The following is a 19040-nucleotide window of genomic DNA, read 5'->3' as shown; positions in this document are numbered from 1 at the left end:
AGGATGGGAGGCAGATGACAGGGGACAGGGAGCCTTTGTTGGAGGAGGTGGCCAGTGAGGATGCCGAGTTGTTGGGCATCTTCCTGGAAGAGGCCCAGGAGCTGGGCGAGGAGATGGACCGTGCCCTGCAATCCTGGCAACAGAACCCCCAGGACAAGACCGCCCTGGAACCGCTGAAGCGGGTGCTGCATACCCTCAAGGGGGGCGCACGCCTGGCCGGGGTGATGCAGATGGGCGATCTGAGCCATGCCTATGAGTCCCTGTTCATGGCCATCATCCAGGGCAATATCGGCGTGACCGAGCCGGTGCTGACCCTGACCCGGCGCGTGGCCGATCACCTGCTGGCGCAGATCGAATCCCTCGCCGAATGCGGCAAGCTGCCCTCCAGTGGGCCGCTGTTGCAGGCCCTGGAGCGGGCCCAGCAGGGCGACTGGTCGGCCAGCGAGACCCTGCCCGCGCCGACCCGGGCCGCGCCAGCCAAGGCCCCGGCATCGGCCCCATCCGGCCCTGCGGCGAAATCGGCACCGGTACCGACGGCGGTACCTGGCCCGAGCGCCGCGCCAAGGGCCCACAACCGGCCGAGCAGCAAGACCCTGAGCAAGCAGGAGATGGTGCGGGTACGCGCCGACCGGCTCGATCAGATGATCAATAACTCTGGCGAGATCAGTATCTTCCGCGCCCGTATCGAACAGCAGTCCGGGCAGATCGGCTTCAATCTGGAGGAGCTGGAGCAGACCGCCCTGCGCCTGCGCGGTCAGCTGCGCCGCCTGGAGCTGGAGACCGAGGCGCAGATCCAGTTCCGCTACGAGCGCGCCCGGGAAGAGGGTGCCAGCATGAGCGACGCCTTCGACCCGCTGGAGATGGACCGCTTCACCACCATGCAGCAGATCGCCCGGGGCATCGCCGAGACGGTGGACGACCTGGTCAACGTCAACGAGGCGATAAACGACGCCAACCGGGTCAGTGAGAGCCTGCTGCTGCAGCAGTCCCGGGTCAACAACGACCTGCAGGATGCCCTGCTGCGCACGCGCATGGTGTCCTTCTCCCAGGTGGTGCCCCGGCTGCAACGCCTGGTGCGTCAGACCGCCCAGACCCTGGGCAAGCAGGCCGAGCTGGTGGTCAGCGGTGCCGGTGGTGACGTGGACCGCAGCATCCTGGACCGCATCGTCGCCCCGCTGGAGCACATACTGCGTAACGCCTGCTCCCACGGCATCGAGGAACCGGCCCAGCGCCAGGCGGCGGGCAAGAATGAGCGCGGCCGCATCCAGATGTCCCTGCTGCGCGAGGGCAAGGACATGCTGATCCGGGTGCAGGACGACGGCGCTGGGGTGAACCTCAAGGCGGTGCGCAAAAAGGCCCTGGACCGGGGCCTGATGACCGAACAGATGGAGCTGTCCGACGACGAGCTGATCCAGTTCCTGCTGGAACCGGGCTTCTCCACCGCCAGCCAGGTGACCCAGATCTCCGGCCGGGGGGTGGGCATGGACGTGGTGGTGAGCGAGGTCAAACAGCTCGGCGGTGTGCTGGATATCCGCTCCAAGAGCGGCCAAGGCACGCGCTTTGATATTCGCCTGCCCTCCACCCTATCCCTTACCGAGACCCTGCTGGTGGCCGTGGGCGAGGACACCTTCGCCGTGCCCCACACCAGCGTCGAGGGGGTCATCCGCATGCCCAGGGAGCAGCTCAAGGCCTGCTATGACGGCCTCCAGGAAGGGGTGGAATACGCCGGACGCATCTACCGGGTGCGCTATCTGGCGGACATGCTCGGCTTTGTCGATCCCCTCGGCGACTTCTTCCCGGAACAGCGCAAATGGTACCCCATGCTGCTGGTACGCCACGGCGAGCAGCGTGTCGCCATCCAGGTGGACCGCATGCTCGGCAGCCGCCAGATCGTGGTCAAGACCGTCGGCCCGCAGCTGGCCACGGTGCGCTGGATCACCGGCGGCACCATCCTGGCCGACGGCCGGGTGGCGCTGATCCTGGATGTCTCCACCCTGGTGCGTCTGTCCAGCCGCAGCGGCAGCCAGTTCAAGGTGCTCAAGCACGGCGAACTGCCCGATGTCAGCTTCGACGAGCCGGTGCCCGCCGCGCCGGAGAAGAAGGACGAGCCCCTGGTCATGGTGGTGGACGACTCCATCACCGTGCGCAAGGTCACCAGCCGCCTGCTCAGCCGCCACGCTATGCGGGTGGTTACCGCCAAGGACGGGGTGGACGCCGTGGCCCTGCTGCAAGAAGCGCTGCCGGACATCTTCCTGCTGGATATAGAGATGCCGCGCATGGACGGCTACGAGCTGACCCGCCACCTGCGCCACGCCGAGGAATACCGCGACATACCCATTATCATGATCACCTCGCGCTCCGGCGACAAACACCGCCAGCACGCCATGGACCTGGGGGTGAACCTCTACCTGGGCAAGCCCTTCCAGGAGGCGGAACTCATGGCCAGCATCCGCAAGCTGCTGCGGGAAAAGCGCAACAAGGTCCTACTCAGAGAACACAACAACAGAGGAGAAAAGGCATGAAATTGACCGAACGGCTGGAGAAGATGTTTGGCGAGTACCGCGACGACAAGGAGATGGAAAAATGGTTCATGTCCCTGGCACCCCTGACCATCGCCTTCCTGTTCTTCGTCATCTTCATGCTGCCGGTGAAGATCGAAAACAAGGACCTGATCCTGGTGGCCGCCGGTTGCGCCGGTTTTGCCGGCCTGCAGGCCTACTGGGTGGTGCGCGGCTGGAAACGGGCCGAGGGCATGACCATACTGCAGGGCCTGCTCGGCATAGCCCTGGCCCTGTTGGTGGCCTGGTCCTACCTGCACTTCCTGCATCTCAATCCAGGTCCGATTGTTGGCTGAGTCAGGTGACTTAACTGAGGAATAGTAGGTTGAAACAAGAGATTCTTATCGGCGGTAACGGCCGCCAACAGGTATCCCTGTCGGCCGCCACCGCCAATCGTCACGGCATGATCGCCGGGGCCACCGGCACCGGCAAGACGGTCACCCTGCAGGTGCTGGCAGAGGGCTTCTCGCGCATCGGCGTACCCGTGTTCATGGCCGACGTGAAGGGCGACCTGTCCGGCCTGGCCAGCGCCGGCGGCATGAACGAGCGCATCCAGCAGCGGCTGGATCGGATCGGCATCGCGGACTATCGCAACCAGCCCAGTCCGGTGCTGTTCTGGGACCTGTTCCGCCGTCTCGGCCACCCGGTGCGCACCACCATCTCCGACATGGGCCCGCTGCTGCTGTCCAGCCTGCTGGAGCTGAACGACACCCAGACCGGGGTGCTCTACAGCGCCTTTGCCCTGGCCGATGACCACGGCATGTTGCTGCTGGACCTCAAGGACCTGCGCAGCATGCTCAACTGGCTGAGCGAGAACGCCCGCAGCCTGAGCAGCCAGTACGGCAACATCAGCCGGGCCAGCGTGGGGGCCATCCAACGCCGCCTGCTGGTGCTGGAGGAACAGGGGGCGGAACAGTTTTTTGGCGAACCGGCGCTGAACATCAACGACTTGATGATCACCGACTTCTCCGGCCGCGGCGTTATCAGCGTGCTGGATGTCACCGACCTGATGAACAAATCCCCCCGGCTCTACGCCACCTACCTGCTCTGGCTGTTGTCCGAGCTGTTCGAGACCCTGCCCGAGGTGGGCGACCCGGACAAGCCCAGGCTGGTGCTGTTCTTCGATGAGGCCCATCTGCTGTTCGACCGCGCCCCGCGCGCCCTGCTGGACAAGGTCGAACAAGCGGTGCGGCTGATCCGCTCCAAGGGCGTGGGGATATTCTTCATCAGTCAGAGCCCGCTGGATGTGCCGGCCGATATCCTCGGTCAGCTCGGTGCGCGGGTGCAACACGCCCTGCGCGCCTTCACCCCGCGTGACCGCAAGGCGGTGCGCAGCGTGGCCGAGACCTTCCGCCCCAACCCCGAGCTGGACAGCGAACAGGTGATCACCGAACTGGCCACCGGCGAGGCCCTGGTCTCGGTACTGGACGAGCAGGGCGCGCCCAGCCAGGTGCAGCGCATACTGGTACGGCCACCGGAATCGCGCATCGGCCCCCTGACCCCGGCGGAGCGGGCGCAGACCCTGGAACGCTCACCGCTGAAGGGCCGTTACGATCAGGACATAGACCGTGAATCGGCCCACGAGATCCTCATGCAACGGGCCGAGCATGAGGCCCAGGCCGCCGCCCAACGCGACGCCCAGAGCGCCGCCGAACCGGGCCAGGGCCGCCGCGCCCCCAGCCGACAGGGCTTTGGCGAGGCCATCGGCAAGAGCCTGGTCCGCTCCCTGTCCAGCAGCATCGGCCGCCAGATCGGCAACAAGATAGTGCGCGGTATCCTCGGCTCCATCCTGCGTTAGGCCGTGGCGTCCGCCCGCAGGCCACAGCCACCTAGAGAAAAGGCAACAAGATGACGATATCCGGCAAGATCCGGGCCCTGCTTGAACTTGGCGAGAAAGCAAGACCCTCGACCGAGATCGACTATCAGGCCTACGGCTTCAGCTGCGCCGATGTGCCTGACCTGCTCGACCTGGTAAGCCAGGCCGGGGAGCTGACCGCGCAAGGGGACGAAGACCTGGCACCGGCCCATGCCCTGTTCGTGCTCGCGCGGCTGGGCTGCCCCGAATCCATCCCGCCCCTGCTGGAGCACCTGGATGCCTACCTGGATACCTGGCTGTTTGAAGACTTCATGATCGAAGGCCTGACCCTGTTCGGCGAACCCCTGATAGAGCACCTGCTGCACCTGCTCTGGAAGGAAGACCCGAAACAGATGATACAAAGGACGATTGCGGTGACCACCCTGGCCATGTTGGGCCGTCATCAGTCAGACCTGTACCCACGGGTGGTGCGGCAGCTGACCAACTACCTGGACTCCAGCCAGGCCAGCGACCCCCTGTTCAACAGCCATGTAGTGGCCTCCCTGGCTGAACTGGGCGCGGTTGATGCCTTGGGAGTCATTACCCGCCGCTTCCAGGAGGGAGCGGTCAACTACGAATTCTGCGGTGACCTGGAGCAGGTGGAGATCGAAATGGGGGTGCGCCAATGGCGTGAAAGCCCCTACCCGGACTTTGCCGACGAACTGATCGACGCGGACGATGACCTGCCCTGGGAAGAGCTGATGGAGATACGCGGCTATCTGGAGCAGTTCGACAGCCCCCAGGCGATCAACAGCCTGCTGGAGCTGCAAGGCTTTCTCTACGCCATCCGCTCGGCCCCCTGTTTTTTCGCCCCCCAGGCATGGATATACATGCTCTGGGGTGCACCGGGGCAGTACCCCACGGGCATGGACAAGGATGATCTGCGCAAACTGGTGGAGCTGGCGCTCTTCCTCTACGATTGGGTTGAACCCGGCATGGACCGCATCGGCATCGACGAGGCCCTCTACGAGGGGCACCTGGACCAAGACCCCTGGGGGGTACCCAGGGTCTGGTGCCGGGGCTACAAAAAGGGCCTGGAGATCTGGCCCGAACTCGACCCAAGCAATGCCGAGATACTCCGCCTCCACAGCCAACCCATGGCCCTGTTCTGGGCAGAGCAGGCCCCAGGACCCGAGCAGATCCCCTACGAGGACGCCGAACAAGTGCTCAGTTCCATAGATTCAGCGGCCGAGATCATCTATCAGCACTTCACCGGAGAAAGGCTGGTAGCGCACATGGAACAGGCCATCACCAAACCCAAGGTAGGCCGCAACGACCCCTGCCCCTGCGGCAGCGGCAAGAAATACAAAAAATGCTGTCTGTAAAGGCCCAACAGGCGGAAGCGGGCCTGCTGGTGGGAGTGGGCTTGCTGGTGGGAGCGGGCTTGCCCGCGATTCAAACAGCCCGATATCTGGGAACTCAGGGATAAAAATCCCTTCCAATCGACCATCATGCAAAGCCTGATCCACGCCACCCAACTGGAACGCCGCTACGGCAGCCACCTGGCCGTTGCCGGGCTGGATATTGAGCTGTGCCGGGGCGATATCCTGGGCTTTCTCGGCCCCAACGGGGCGGGCAAATCCACCTCTATGCGCATGCTCACCGGCAACCTGGCGCCCCATGGCGGGCGCGTGCTGATCGACGGCATCGACCTGCTGGAACAACCCCTGCAAGCCAAACGCAACCTCGGCTACCTGCCGGAGACCCCGCCGCTGTATCGGGAGATGACGGTGGACGAATACCTAGCCTTTGCCGCCCGCATCAATGCCATCCCCAAGGCCGCCTGCGCCGCTGCGGTGGAGCGGGCCAAGCAGCGCTGCGGCCTGAGGGATGTGGGGCGGCGGCTGATCGGCAACCTGTCCAAGGGCTATCAGCAGCGGGTGGGCATTGCCCAGGCCATCATCCACGACCCCCTGGTGGTGGTGCTGGACGAGCCCACCGTCGGCCTGGACCCTAATCAGATCCGCGAGATCCGCGCCCTGATCCGCGAGCTGGGCGAGGCCCACAGCGTGATCCTCTCCACCCACATACTGCCCGAGGTGCAGAGCCTGTGTAACCGGGTGCAGATCATCCACCAGGGCCGCACCCTGTACAGCGACCGCCTCAGCCAGGCCCAGACGGCGGTGGAGGGCCTGCGCATCCGCCTGCGCCAGGATCCGCCAGAGGGGCAGCTGCTGACCCTGGCCGGGGTCCGCACGGCACAGCGGCTTCCCGATGGACACTGGCAGCTGGGCCTGGAGGCAACGGCGGATATCGCCGAGCTGGCCGCGCAGCTGGTGGCGAGGGGCTGGGGCCTGCTGGCGCTGGAGCCGCAGCGGCGCAGCCTGGAGCAGATCTTCGTCCAACTGACCACCGGGGAGGCCGCATGATCCGCGTCATCGCCGCCAAGGAACTGCGCCTGTTGTTCCTCTCACCCCTGGCCTGGAGCCTGCTCGGGGTGTTGCAGCTGATCCTGGCCTGGATCTTTCTGGTGCAGCTGGAGCAGTTCGTGCAGATTCAGCCGCGCCTGGCGGGGCTGGAGGGCGCGCCTGGGCTGACCGACCTGGTGGCCGCGCCCATCCTCGGCTCAGCCGGCAGTCTGATCCTGCTGTTCATGCCCCTGCTGGCCATGCGCCTGTTCAGCGACGAGTTCCGCAACGGCACCTTCAGCCTGCTGCTCTCCGCGCCTGTTTCCATGACCCAGATCGCCCTGGGCAAGTACCTGGGGCTGCTGGGCTTTCTCGCCATCGCCCTGCTACTGTGCCTGCTCATGCCCCTGTCCCTGGCCCTTGGCGGTAACCTGGACTGGGGCAAGCTGGCCGCCGCCTTTCTGGGCTTGACGCTGATGGTGGCGGCCTTCTGCGCCATAGTGCTCTGGCTGTCCAGCCTCACCAGCCAACCGGCGGTGGCGGCGGTGGCCAGCTACGGCGTGCTGCTGTTCTTCTGGATCATCAACCTGGCCGCCGAGGGCGGTGGCGAGGCCAGCGCCCTATTCCACTGGCTGTCCCTGCAGAGCCACTTTGTCGCCCTCGGCAAGGGCCTGGTGCAAAGCCAGGACCTGGCCTATTACGGCCTGGTGATCCTGGCCTTCCTGCTGCTGGCCATACGCCAGCTGGACAACCGGCGGCGGGAGGCCTGAGAGGGTGAAACTGCCCCTGCCTGACATCTTGCTGCGCCGCCTCAACGGCCTGCTGTTCTACCTGCTGTTTGGTACCGTGTTCGGCCTGGCCGCCTGGCTGAGCATCCAATACAACGCGCAATGGGACTGGACTGCCGGTGGCCGCAACAGCCTGTCGCAGACCTCGCTACAGCTGCTCGGGCGGCTTGAGGGGCCGCTCAGCATCAAGGCCTTCGCCGCGGACAACAAGCTGCTGCGCGAGCCGATCCGGGAACTGATCGAACGCTACCAGCGCCACTCCGACCAAATCACGCTGAGCTTCATCGACCCCGAGCGCGAGCCGGAGCTGACCCGACGCCTGGGAATTCGCCAGAGCGGCGCCCTGCTGCTGGAATACCAGGGCCGCAGCGAGACCCTGGAGCGGCTGGACGAAGAGGCCCTGAGCAACGCCATCCAGCGCCTGGCCCTGGGTGGCGAGCGCTGGATCGGCTTCCTCAGCGGCCATGGCGAGCGCGACCCCCAGGGTCAGGCCAATCACGACCTGGGCAGCTTCGCCGCCGAACTGACGCGCAAGGGCTACCAGATTCGCCGCATCAACCTGACCGAGGACGCCAGCCTGCCGCGCAACCTCAGCCTGCTGGTCATCGCCGGCCCGCGGGCGGCCCTGCTGCCGGGCGAGGTGGCGCTGATCCAGCAGCACGTCGAACAGGGCGGCAACCTGCTCTGGCTGCTCGACCCCGAACCCCTGCAGGGCCTGGAGCCCCTGGCCAAACAGCTGGGCCTGGAGCTGCTGCCGGGCACCATCGTCGATATCAACGCCTATGCCCTGGGCATCCAGGACCCGGCCATGGCCTTGGTCACCCAATACCCGCAGCACCCGGCGGTTCGCGGCCTGGATCAGATCAGCCTGTTCCCCCATGCCGCCGCCCTGAGCCTCCAAGCCCCGGAGGGCTGGTCCAGCCAGCCCCTGCTGCAGACCCTGGATCGCACCTGGAACGAGACCGGGCCATTAGAGGGCGAGATCCGCCCCGATGCCGAGGCGGGCGAGCACAGCGGGCCGCTGGATCTGGGGCTGACGCTGGAGCGGCAACAGGGCGAGAAGACGCAAAAGCTGGCGCTGATTGGCGATGGCGATTTCCTCGCCAACGCCTACCTGGGCAACGGCGGCAACCTCGGCCTGGGCCTGAACCTGATCCGTTGGCTCGGCGGTGATGAGCAACTGCTCGACATTCCCGCCAAGACCGCCCCCGACCTCAGCCTGCAACTGAGCCAGATCCAAGGTGCCCTGCTCGGCCTGCTGTTTCTCATCCTGCTGCCCTTGGGCCTGATCGGTACCGGCAGCATGATCTGGTGGCGACGGCGCAATCGCTGAGGCCTAACAATCAGGGAGCGGGCGGCGTCACCCCGGAACATGAACCTAAAAAGAGCATTTGGCCACAGAGCCACAGGGCACACAGAGAAAAATCAATGTGTTGGAAGCCGCTGGGCGTGGCCTACCCGGATTCCGCTACGCTTCATCCTAAAAAGAGCATTTGGCCACAGAGCCACAGACGACTCCATGGACGGAGGAGGTAGGGCGAAGCCTGGAGCCAGAGCCGAGCGCACAGAGAAAAATCAATGTGTTGGAAAGCGAACATTCAACACCTTCTAGGTGAGCCTGGTCTGATATGTAACTCTTTGAAACAACTCTGTGATCTCTGTGTCTCTGTGGCTTAACTGAGGAATATAGGTTCATCCGGGCTACAACTGGCTCGAACCTACACCTCCGAGCGTCGTTCAGAATTTCCAGACAGCCTGACCAACAACCGCATCCGGGGAGACTTGGCATGAAACCCAAACTGCTGATCAATCTCCTGCTGCTCCTGCTGCTGATCACCCTGGGCCTGCTGGCCTGGCTGCTGCCGGGCAAGGCCCCGGAGACCCAGCTTGAGTCCCTGACCACACACCGGCCGGATGGGGTCCAGCGTCTGCTGATCGAACGCCCCGACGGGACGCGGCTGCGTTTTGCCCGCCAGGCCGGCCGGTGGCAGATGCTGGAGCCCTATGCCATGCCCGCCAACGGGGTGCGCCTGGATGCCCTGGCGCGGGTGCTGGAGGCCCCCGTGCTCAGCCGGTTCCCGCTGCCCCTGGATAGGCTGGCGGAATTCGGTCTGGACCGGCCCCTACGGCTGCGGCTGGATGATCTGCAATTGGAGTTTGGCGGTAATGACCCGATCAACTTTCACCGCTATGTGCGCCAGGGTGAGCAATTGGCGCTGATCCTGGACCGCTTCTATCACCACCTCAGCGCCAGCGCCGAGCAACTGCTCAGCCCCGCCCTGCTGCCCATCGACGCCCGCCTGCAAGCCATAGTGACCCCCAACTATCGTCTGGAGCACGGCCCCCAGGGCTGGCAACTGACCCCGGATGATCCCAGGCTCAGCGCCGACCAGTTGGCCGAACAAGCCAGCGCCTGGAGCCAGGCCCAGGGCCTGAGCCTGCAACATTTTGACGCCATCGATGGCCTGCCAGAGATAGGCCTGACCCTGGAGAGCGGCGAGCGGCTGGTGTTTGGCCTACGCCAGCAGGACGGCAGCAACTGGCTGATACGCCGCGACAATGGCATCGGCTATCGCCTGCCTGGCGACAGCCCCCTGCTGAGCCCACCCCAGCCAGCGGTAGAACAGGGTGCCAAGGAGCAATAACGAACCGATGCGGGTGGTTTGCTTAGGACGCAGAGGAGGCATAGGGCGGGCCACGCCCGCCGCCAAGCCACTTGAAATGAGGCTGCACCTTGCGCGGGCGCGGCGGCCACGGGCCGCCCTATGTTCTGCCAGGTGTTTGGCATTTCCTCTTTGCGTTCCTTTGCGCCCTTTGCGATCCGATTTTTTCCCCAAACCTTGCCAGATCAGACAGACAAGATGCCCGAATTACCCGAGGTAGAGACCAGCCGTCGCGGCATTGCCCCGCTCATCGAGGGGCTTTTGGTGAGCGCCGTGCGGGTGCGCCAGCCCTTGTTGCGCTGGCCCGTCAGCCCGGAGCTGGAGCAGGAGCTGGTTGGCCAGCGCATCCTGGAGGTCGCTCGGCGCGGCAAATACCTGCTGCTGCACACGGCATCCGGCTGTTTGATCCTGCACCTAGGCATGTCCGGCTCCCTGCGCGTGCTGCCGACTGATACGCCGGCGGGCAAGCATGATCACCTGGATGTCTGCCTGGGAGAGCGCTGTCTGCGCCTGCACGACCCGCGTCGCTTTGGTGCTGCCCTGTGGAGTAGCGAGCCCCTGCGCCACCCGCTGCTGGCCGGGCTGGGGCCTGAGCCCCTGAGTGATGCCTTCACTGCCGAGTATCTACAGGCCCGGCTCAAGGGCCGCAGTGCCGCGATCAAGACCCTGCTGATGGACAGCAGGCTGGTGGTGGGGGTGGGGAATATCTACGCCAACGAGGCCCTGTTTGCCGCCGGTATTCACCCGAACCGCGCTGGCGGGCGTATTGGCAAGGCCCGCTTGCAGCGCCTGAGCCTTGAGGTCAAGCAGGTGTTGCAGCGGGCCATAGATCAGGGCGGCACCACGCTACGGGACTTCAGCCGGGTCGATGGCAGGCCGGGGTATTTTGCCCAGGAGCTAAAGGTCTATGGCCGGGCGGGACAGCCCTGCCCAGGCTGCGGCCAGGGCATACGTCAGATAAGATTGGGCCAGCGCTCCAGCTACTATTGCCCCCACTGCCAACACTGAACCCCGGTCACCCCATGCGCATCACCCGCCTCTACACCCCCCAAGCCCTGGCCGTGGATAGCGAAATCGAGCTGGGGCCGGATGGCTGCCGACGTCTGAGCCAGGTATTGCGGCTCCAGGCCGGGGCCGAGTTGCTGTTGTTCAATGGCGATGGCCGCGATTACCCGGCCCGGTTGTTACGCAGCGACCGACGCGCCTGCCGGGTATTGGTCACCGGCCAGGGCGAGCCGGAGGGCCCGCCCCGGTTGGTGATCGAGCTGGCCCTGGGCATCTCCCGCCCGGAGCGCATGGACCTGGCCCTGCAAAAGGCGGTGGAGCTGGGGGTGAGCGGGATTCAGCCCCTGCTGCTGGCCTTCTGTAATCAGCGCCAGCAGGGGGATTGGCGGGAGAAGAAGGCCCGCCATTGGCGGCAGATCATCCTCAGCGCCTGTGAGCAAAGCGGGCGGCGGTGGCTGCCCCAGCTAGCCCAGGTGACGGACCTGGAGGGCTGGCTGGGACAGCCCCCGGCCGATGGACCGGAACTGGGTCTGGACCTGGTGCTGGACCCCGGCGGGGGGCAGACCCTGGCCGATCTGTCCGCCCCGGCGGCGGGGCGGCCCATCCGCTTGTTGGTCGGCCCCGAGGGCGGTCTTGCCGCAGATGAGATCCAGGCCTGCGCCAAACGGGGCTTCAGCCCCATCCGCCTGGGGCCACGGGTGCTGCGCACCGAGACTGCGCCCCTGGCCGCCATAGCGGCCTTGCAGGCCTTGTGGGGGGATTTTTGCTGACCCTTCGACAGGCTCAGGGCAGCGCCCTTTGACGGACTCAGCGCAGCGCCCTTCGACGGACTCAGCGCAGCGCATAGGGCGGCCCGTGGCCGCCGCGCGCCGACATAGGTGGTCTGCTGGCGGGCGCGGCCCGCCCTATGCCGCATGGCCAATCAAATAGACTTGGCCTCAAACCGCAGCCCTGACCTGGGCCTGGATTTGCTCAAGCAGGCCGGGTTGCAGGTTCAGCGCCTGGGCCAGGCCGTCCAGGTAGATCTGTTCCGCTGCCGAGGGGGGCTCCAGGATCAGGGCCGAGGCGGCATAGACCTCTGCCGCCTGTTCCGGCCCCTCCACCTGGCCGCTCAGGCCGCTGATGTCCAGGGGCTTGCCGTATTCCTCGAACAAAAAGGCCTTGTCCTCCGCCGATAGCTGCAATTCGTTGATCTGATTAAGAATAGCCTGGCTCTCCTGGGTGTCGATCTGGCCGTCCGCCTTGGCGGCGGAGATCATCGCCCGCACCAACAGCAGGCTGAGCCGCTGCGCCGCATCCTGGCTTGACGGTAGGGCAAAGCCGCTGCCCGGCGGGGCCGGTGGCACGCCCTCGGCGCTGGCGGCGGCCTGGGTGTTGCCCTGCTGGTAATTCTGCCAGGCCTTGTAGGCCATGCCGCCTACCAGGGCCATGCCGCCCATCTTGAGCGCGGAGCCGGCCAGTTTCTTGGTCTTCTTGCCGCCCAGCAGGTTGACCAGGGCACCCCCGGCAAGGCCTCCGGCGAGACCGCCAGCGGCCCCGCTGCTGACCAGTTGATCGAGTAAACGCTTGGCATCGAACATGGTTTTCTCTCCAATGGGTAGTGAACGGGAATCAGAATAACATCATAGCCGACACGGCGGCCGGTCTGGCCTCAACCCGCTGTCCTCCGTCCTCCATCCTCTGTCCTCTGTTTTACAGCCCGCTGCCCCGGCTTACCCGGCTGGACAGGGCCTGTTGCAGCACCGGGTCGCTGGGGCAGGCCAGGGTGAAGCGCTGGCTGGCGCGGGTGATGCCGGTGTAGAGCAGTTCCTTGGTCAGCACAGGGCTTGGCTGGTCGGGTAGCAGCAGCAGGCTGTGTTCGAACTCCGAGCCTTGAGACTTGTGTACCGTCATGGCGAACACCGTCTCTACCTGCTGCAGACGGCTGGGCAGTATCCAGCGCACCCCGCCCCCGCCATCGGGGAAGGCCGCCAGCCGCTGCCACTGCCGCTGTGGGCCGGGCCGTGGCAGGCAGATGCCGATATCGCCGTTCATCAGCCTCAGGCCATAGTCGTTGCGGGTCACCAGCAGGGGCCGACCCAGATACCAGAGCCCGGCCTGGACCGGCCAGCGCCGTTCGACCTCTGCTCCGTTCGGGTTCGGCTCCTGATCCCGGTCTTGGCTCAGGCGCGCGCGCAGGGCCTGGTAGATCAGCCGGTTCATGCCCTCGACGCCAAAGGCCCCAGCGCGCACCGCAGTGAGCAGCTGAAAGCGCCGCTGCGCGGCGAACACCTGCAGGGCCCAGGCATCCCAATCTTCGGGCTGGGTACCCTGGGGCATCTGGCCGATACGCTGCAGATAGGGCCAGTAGCCCTGGATGACAAGCTCCAGCAATGTGCTGTCCGGCCGCTGCTCGTCGTGCCGGTCCAATTGCAGATAGCCCAGGGAGCCGGTCTTGCCCGGCCCCTGCCAGGCCTGTTCCACGCACAGCGTCTTGATCTCTGCCACCCGTGCCTGGCCAGTGTTGACCCGCTCGGCCAGCCGACCGATGCCGGGGTGGGCGTCAAACCGGTAGCTGTGCCGCAGCATGGTGGTGGCTTGCAGCAGGGCCGGTCCCTGGGGGTCGATCAGGCCTGGCCCGGCAGCCGATTGGCCGATCTGCTCACCGCTGGCCTGCTCGATCCAGTCCTGGGTGGCAGGCCAGTAGCGGCCCCGTTCGGCCTGGCGACAGAGGTCGCCGAGCACCGAGCCGGCCTCCACCGAGGCCAGCTGATCCTTGTCGCCGAGCAGGATCAGCCGCGCCTGATCCGGCAGGGCGGCCACCAGGCTGGCCATCATCTCCACATCCACCATGGAGGCCTCATCCACCACCACCAGGTCCAGCGCCAGGGGGTTGCCTGGGTGGTGTCGAAAGCGGCGGCTGCCCGGCCGACTGCCCAGCAACCGATGCAGGGTGCTGACCTCGGTGGGGATGGCATTGCGCCAGTGCTGGGTCTGATCCCCCGGCAATAGGCCGTCCAGCGCCAGCCCCTGCACGCTGCCGGCGATGGATTCGTTCAGTCGTGCCGCAGCCTTGCCGGTGGGTGCCACCAGGCGAACCTGCAACAGCGGCTGGCCGTTGCGCAGGCGCAGCCCCTGCAGCAGGGCGAGCAGGCGCACCACTGTGGTGGTCTTGCCGGTGCCCGGACCGCCGGTGATGATGGCAAAGCCGCTACGCGCCGCCAGGGCGCAGGCAATCTTCTGCCAATTGGGCCGAGGCTGGGCCGTGTCATCGGCAAACAGGCCGTCGAGCAGGCCCCGTACCTGCCCCTGTGGCAGTTGCAGGGGTTGCAGGCGCTGCTCTATGCCCTGGCGAATGCGCTGCTCATAGCCCCAATAGCGGCGCAGATAGAGCAGCGGCCGCTGCTGCCCGCCATCCAGTACCAGGGGGCTGGTGCCGGCCGAATCCCAGTCGGGCGACCAGCGGGCCTGGGCCAGGCCGCTGGCCTCCAGTTGTTCCAGCCAATGCTCCAGGCCCCAGCCCGCCAGCCAGGCCTGGAGTTGGCGCAGGGGCCTGGGGTCGGCCTCCTGCAACTGGGGCAGTTGCAGCTGCGGCCGTGCCCAGAGGTCGGCCAGGTCCAGGCAGACGTGGCCATGGCCGTTGTGGCCGCTGACCAGGGCTGCGGCCAAGGGGATGACGGCCTGGGCCTGGGCACATTGCTCGGCGGCGAACTGGGCAAAGGCCAGGTCCAGCCAGCGCAGGGCACCCAGCTCGACCCAGGTCTTTAGTCCTGCAAGTATTTCCTCGGATGTCGCTGTCATGGGTTGCCTTTGGTTGATTCCAGCCCGGGATTGCCCTGGCGGAAGGCCCGGTCCATCCGCTCGATAAGCCGCCTTGAGGGGCGGTCGAAGAACAGACCCTGGGCTGGATCCGGGCCGGGTCGGGCGCGCAGGAATACGTAGATCGCCCCGCCCACATGGCGATCATAGTCGTAGTCCGGCAGGCGCGCCTGTAGCAGCCGGTGCAGGGCCAGCAGGTAGAGCAGGTATTGCAGGTCGTAGCGGTGCCCCAGGATGGCCTGACGCATGGCCGACTGGCTGTAGGCCTGGGGGCCTTGGCCGAGGTGGTTGGATTTCCAGTCAATCACGTAATAGCGCCCTTGATGCACCACCACCAGGTCGATAAAGCCCTTCAGCAGGCCCTTGAGCCGGGTTGGCTGGGCGCAGGGCCGTGGTGCTCCATCCAGGCTGAGGTCGATGATCTGTCGATCCAGCTCGGCGATGTCCAGGCCCTGGCAGCCGATGAGAAACTCCAGCTCCACCGCCATCTCGGCCGGGTTCAGATCGACCAAGGAGAAGCCCTGGATGCCGCTGCCGGGCAGCGTCCAGGGTTGCTGCAAAAAGCCCTTGAGCCAGTCGCTCAGTGGCCCGGCCAGATGCCCGATAGCGCGCAGACGGCAGCGCCGGGCCAGCTGATCCCGCCGCCCGGCATCGTCTGCCACAGCAGCGGCAAAGCCGCGCAGCAACCGGCCATCTGTGCTGCGGTAGCGCTGTTCGGCGGCCCATTCCAGCAGGCCGTGCAGGAAGGTGCCCCAGAGGCTGCCAGCGGGTAGCTGCCGCATCACCTGGGCCTTGCCGGGCGGGCCGCCGCTGGTCGTGGCCTGGGCCTCCAGCTTGGTGGGCTCGAGCTCGGCCTCGGTCTGGCCGCGCAGCTCATCGGCCTTGGCTGACCGGGCACTGTCCGGCTCCTGATCACGCAGATAGGGGGATTGCGCCTGGGCCGGTGCCGGGGCGGGCCGGTCGTTGCCGTCCTGATAACCTATGGCCGAGTAGCTGGCGATCCACCAGTCGGCGATATCGCCAAGCTCGGGGGCGGGTCGGGCTTGGCCCAGGGGCGGGGCGGGTTGTGTGTCGTCCTGCGGGGTAGAGTCGGGTGAATCCGGGTTCAGGTTCAGGTCCAGGCCCTGCTCCCCGTCCACCGCTTCCAGGGCGATTTGATCACAGGCCGCAAGCCAGGCCCGCAACCGCCCCAGCAGCTGTTCGGGGCCGCTGATCCTTGTGCCGCCGTTGAGCAGGTGTCCCAGTGCCGAGCGTTCCAGCTGGGGGTATTTGGCGTTGCCGGATTTGAGCGGCGCCAACCCCAGCCAGAGGGCATGGCGGGCGCGGGTGAGGGCGACATAGAGCAGGCGCATGTCCTCGCTCAGGCGCTCTGTGTTGGCCTGTTCCCAGGCCTGGCCAAAGGCCTGCTTGCCGGCCACCTCCCGGTAGCTGGCCCCCTGATGACGCCAGGGCACCTGCCGGGTCTTGCCGTCGATCTCACGCCAGGCGGCGATGAAGGGCAGCAGTACCAGGGGGTATTCCAGGCCCTTGGACTTGTGGATGGTGACCAGCTTGACCCGGGCCTCATCGCTTTCCAGGCGCAGCAGTTGCTGTTCGTCCTTCAGCCCCAGGTGTTCGCTCAGGTGGCGAATCAGGGCCTGTTCACCATCCAGCTGGGCCTGCGCCTGTTGCAGCCATTCGGCCAGGTGCAGCAGGTTGGTCAGGCTGCGCTCGCCGCTCCCCTTAAGCCGCGCTGGCAGCTCATACTCATCCAGCAGGCAATAGAGCATGGCCAGCACACCCTGCCCCCGCCAGATCTGTTGCAAGCGGGCAAAGCGCTGCATCTGCGCCTCCCAGGCCAGCTCGTCCTCCTGCCAGGCGGCCAGCTGTTCGATGGGCAGGGCCAGGCTGTTGCTGGCCAGGGCCTTGCGCACCAGGGCCTCGTTGCCCGGTTCGTTGCAGGCGCTCAGCCAATGCACCAGATCCACCGCCTCCGCGCTACAGAATACGGATTCCCGGTCGGACAGATAGACGCTGGCCACACCCAGGGAGTCCAGCTCCCGGCGCAGCAGCAGGGCCTCGCTGCCCTGACGCACCAGGATGGCGATATCCGCCGCCTGCAGCGGCCGGGTTATGGGGTTGGCCTGGCCTTCCCGCACCCCTTGGGCCAGGGGGCCGAACCCGGCCTGCCCCTGGCCTGCCGCCGCCAGCCACTGGGCCACCCGGCGGGCCGCCAGCCGGGCCGCCTGGGCGCGATAATCCTCCATGCCCAGCGCCTCAGCACCCGCTGCTGGCGGCAGATACCAGAGGGTCAGGGGCCTTTGGGCCTGGCCCTGCTGGCCTGGCAGATAAAGCTGCTCGTCAACCCCCTGCGCCTCGACCTGCACATAGGGCAGCGGATTGTGCCCGCCCTGGGCAAAGCGAAAGGCCCCGCCGGGGAAGGCCTCGGCCTGACCAAACAGGAAGTTGCAGGCCGTCACCAGGCCCTGGCTGGAGCGGAAGTTACGGCTCAGGCTGTAGTGCCGCCCGGCGGTGGCCTGACGGGCCTCCAGGTAGCTGTGGATATCGGCACCGCGAAAGCTGTAGATGGCCTGCTTGGGGTCGCCGATGAGAAACAGGCCGGTGATGGGCCGGGCGGGAGCCTGGGGGTTGGCGGCCTGCTCGGCATCGCTTAACCCATAGATACGTTCGAAGATGCGGTATTGGATGGGGTCGGTGTCCTGAAACTCGTCGATCAGGGCCACCGGGAAGGCCTCGGTCAGTACCTCGGCCAGGTGCTCGGCGTGATCACCGGCATATTGCGGGTCCAGGGCCTGTTGCAGTTGCAGCAGCAGGTCATCAAAGCCCATGGCGGCCTGGCGTTTGAGATTCTCGGCAAGGCGCTGCCCTACCCAGTCCAGGGCATGGGCCAGGATGGCCGCCTGCAGGCCAGGCTGCGGCGGTTGCAGGGCGTCGATCGCGGTCTCACTTTGCGCCCGTGCCTGTAGCAAATCCCCGAGCCGGTCGAAGGCGGCCAGGTCCGGGGCCTGCTGCAGCGCCGCCTTGGCCTTGAAGCGGAACTGCCCGCAGGCGAAATTGGCCAGCTTGGCAGGCTCGGGGCCACCCTGGGTCCAGGCCTGGATGGCGTCCAGCAGGGCGTTGAACTTCTCCTCCGTGCTGCTGTCGTGGCGGGTACCGTTGAGGTGGGGTCTGAGCTGTAGCAGCTGGTTGCGGATCTCGGTCCAGTCCTGCCGCCAGAGGGTCCGTACCTCGGCCTGCTGGGCCTGCAGGGCCTGCTGACTGGCCTCTTGCTCGGCCTGGGCCGCTTGGTGCCGGTGCTCGTAGTCCAGCTGGAGCTGGATAAAGGGCCCCAGATCATCCACCCGCAGGGGCTCACCCTTGAAGCTGACCCCCTGGGTATCGGCCCCGAGCAGGCCGATCAGGGCCGCTTGCAGGCTATCGGGCTGGGAGAAGGCCTGGCTGACGCACTGGGCCTGCTGCTCGCTCAGAGGGTAGAAGTGGATGCGCCAGTAATCGCGCACCGCCTGGGTCAGCAGATCCTTGGTATCACTGAGCAGCTCTCGCTGGAACAGGCCCCGGGTGTCGAAGGCGTGTTCCCTGAGCATACGATTGCACCAGCCATGGATGGTGGAGATGCAGGCCTCGTCCATGGCCTCGGCCGCCATCTGCAGGCGCCAGGCGCAGCCGGGCCAGTCCTTAGCCGGATAGGAGGCGCGCAGCCGCCGCAGGGCGATATCGGCCGGATCATCGAGCCGGGTATCGGGGTCCATCTGGAAGCAATCGGCTGCCTCCACCAGGCGGGCGCGGATGCGCTCGCGCAGCTCGCCAGCGGCGGCCTCGGTAAAGGTCACCACCAGGATCTCGGCCGGCGTCAGGGGCCGGGCAAAGGCCTGCCCCTGCCCACCATGACCCAGCACCAAGCGCACATAGAGCAGAGCCAGGGTATAGGTCTTGCCGGTGCCGGCGCTGGCCTCGATCAGACGGCTGCCATGCAGGGGGAAGTCCAGCGGGTCCAGGGACAAGGGCGCGCTCATGGGCCGACTCCG

At 66.3% G+C, this 19040-nt stretch carries 13 protein-coding genes; 10 read left to right on the top strand and 3 right to left on the bottom strand.

Annotated features, from left to right (window positions below; genetic code table 11):
• Positions 1-14: 14 nt before the first annotated feature.
• From D5125_08320 to D5125_08275, 10 genes are all read left to right on the top strand, one after another.
• Positions 15-2522, top strand: coding sequence for a response regulator (locus tag D5125_08320; GenBank protein ID QFY89490.1), 2508 nt, complete (start codon positions 15-17; stop codon positions 2520-2522).
• Positions 2519-2854, top strand: a complete 336-nt coding sequence (locus D5125_08315; GenBank protein QFY89489.1) for a YibE/F family protein — start codon at positions 2519-2521, stop codon at positions 2852-2854. Before D5125_08320 ends, D5125_08315 begins: the two co-directional genes overlap by 4 nt.
• A 29-nt stretch (positions 2855-2883) precedes the next feature.
• Positions 2884-4356 carry a DUF853 family protein gene (locus D5125_08310; GenBank protein QFY89488.1) on the top strand — a complete coding sequence of 491 codons (1473 nt, stop codon included), beginning with the start codon at positions 2884-2886 and terminating at the stop codon, positions 4354-4356.
• 50 nt (positions 4357-4406) lie between these two features.
• Entirely contained in the window at positions 4407-5738 is a 1332-nt protein-coding gene (locus tag D5125_08305; protein QFY91097.1) for an SEC-C domain-containing protein, read from the top strand.
• 126 nt (positions 5739-5864) lie between these two features.
• Positions 5865-6782 (top strand): ATP-binding cassette domain-containing protein, encoded by a 918-nt coding sequence (locus D5125_08300; protein ID QFY89487.1) that lies wholly within the window; start codon positions 5865-5867, stop codon positions 6780-6782.
• Positions 6779-7531: an ABC transporter permease subunit gene (locus tag D5125_08295; GenBank protein QFY89486.1), complete on the top strand. Its 753-nt coding sequence runs from the start codon at positions 6779-6781 to the stop codon at positions 7529-7531. Before D5125_08300 ends, D5125_08295 begins: the two co-directional genes overlap by 4 nt.
• Before the next feature lie 4 nt (positions 7532-7535).
• Entirely contained in the window at positions 7536-8882 is a 1347-nt protein-coding gene (locus D5125_08290) for a GldG family protein (protein QFY89485.1), read from the top strand.
• A 454-nt stretch (positions 8883-9336) separates the two neighbouring features.
• Complete coding sequence (locus D5125_08285; GenBank protein QFY89484.1) at positions 9337-10194, top strand: hypothetical protein; 858 nt, start codon at positions 9337-9339, stop codon at positions 10192-10194.
• Positions 10195-10410: 216 nt separating this feature from the next.
• Positions 10411-11220, top strand: a complete 810-nt coding sequence (gene mutM / locus D5125_08280) for a bifunctional DNA-formamidopyrimidine glycosylase/DNA-(apurinic or apyrimidinic site) lyase (GenBank protein QFY91096.1) — start codon at positions 10411-10413, stop codon at positions 11218-11220.
• Positions 11221-11234: 14 nt separating this feature from the next.
• On the top strand, positions 11235-11987 hold the full coding sequence (locus D5125_08275) for a 16S rRNA (uracil(1498)-N(3))-methyltransferase (GenBank protein QFY89483.1): 753 nt from the start codon (positions 11235-11237) through the stop codon (positions 11985-11987).
• Between the two features lie 168 nt (positions 11988-12155).
• On the opposite strand, the gene D5125_08270 is transcribed toward D5125_08275, so the two are convergent.
• The 3 genes from D5125_08270 to recB all read right to left on the bottom strand — a co-directional run bounded on the left by D5125_08270 (position 12156) and on the right by recB (position 19028).
• Positions 12156-12797: a tellurite resistance TerB family protein gene (locus D5125_08270; GenBank protein ID QFY89482.1), complete on the bottom strand. Its 642-nt coding sequence runs from the start codon at positions 12795-12797 to the stop codon at positions 12156-12158.
• Between the two features lie 112 nt (positions 12798-12909).
• Positions 12910-14997 carry an exodeoxyribonuclease V subunit alpha gene (gene recD, locus D5125_08265; protein ID QFY89481.1) on the bottom strand — a complete coding sequence of 696 codons (2088 nt, stop codon included), beginning with the start codon at positions 14995-14997 and terminating at the stop codon, positions 12910-12912.
• Positions 14994-19028: an exodeoxyribonuclease V subunit beta gene (gene recB / locus D5125_08260; GenBank protein QFY89480.1), complete on the bottom strand. Its 4035-nt coding sequence runs from the start codon at positions 19026-19028 to the stop codon at positions 14994-14996. The genes recD and recB overlap by 4 nt, the downstream gene beginning before the upstream one ends.
• Between the last annotated feature and the right edge of the window lie 12 nt (positions 19029-19040).

Source organism: gamma proteobacterium SS-5, from assembly GCA_009497875.2.
Taxonomy (GTDB): Bacteria; Pseudomonadota; Gammaproteobacteria; order Chromatiales; family Chromatiaceae; genus Magnetovirga; species Magnetovirga frankeli.
The sequence above is the reverse complement of the archived record's forward strand: the minus strand, read 5'-3'. Positions and strand labels throughout refer to the sequence as shown.

Bases quoted from the DNA above. Each gene is read 5' to 3' on its own strand.
- D5125_08305 (QFY91097.1), top strand. From the start codon at position 4,407: ATGACGATATCCGGCAAGATCCGGGCCCTGCTTGAACTTGGCGAGAAA.
- D5125_08275 (QFY89483.1), top strand. From the start codon at position 11,235: ATGCGCATCACCCGCCTCTACACCCCCCAAGCCCTGGCCGTGGATAGC.
- recD (QFY89481.1), bottom strand. From the start codon at position 14,997: ATGACAGCGACATCCGAGGAAATACTTGCAGGACTAAAGACCTGGGTC.
- D5125_08320 (QFY89490.1), top strand. From the start codon at position 15: ATGACAGGGGACAGGGAGCCTTTGTTGGAGGAGGTGGCCAGTGAGGAT.
- recB (QFY89480.1), bottom strand. From the start codon at position 19,028: ATGAGCGCGCCCTTGTCCCTGGACCCGCTGGACTTCCCCCTGCATGGC.
- mutM (QFY91096.1), top strand. From the start codon at position 10,411: ATGCCCGAATTACCCGAGGTAGAGACCAGCCGTCGCGGCATTGCCCCG.
- D5125_08285 (QFY89484.1), top strand. From the start codon at position 9,337: ATGAAACCCAAACTGCTGATCAATCTCCTGCTGCTCCTGCTGCTGATC.
- D5125_08270 (QFY89482.1), bottom strand. From the start codon at position 12,797: ATGTTCGATGCCAAGCGTTTACTCGATCAACTGGTCAGCAGCGGGGCC.
- D5125_08300 (QFY89487.1), top strand. From the start codon at position 5,865: ATGCAAAGCCTGATCCACGCCACCCAACTGGAACGCCGCTACGGCAGC.
- D5125_08315 (QFY89489.1), top strand. From the start codon at position 2,519: ATGAAATTGACCGAACGGCTGGAGAAGATGTTTGGCGAGTACCGCGAC.
- D5125_08295 (QFY89486.1), top strand. From the start codon at position 6,779: ATGATCCGCGTCATCGCCGCCAAGGAACTGCGCCTGTTGTTCCTCTCA.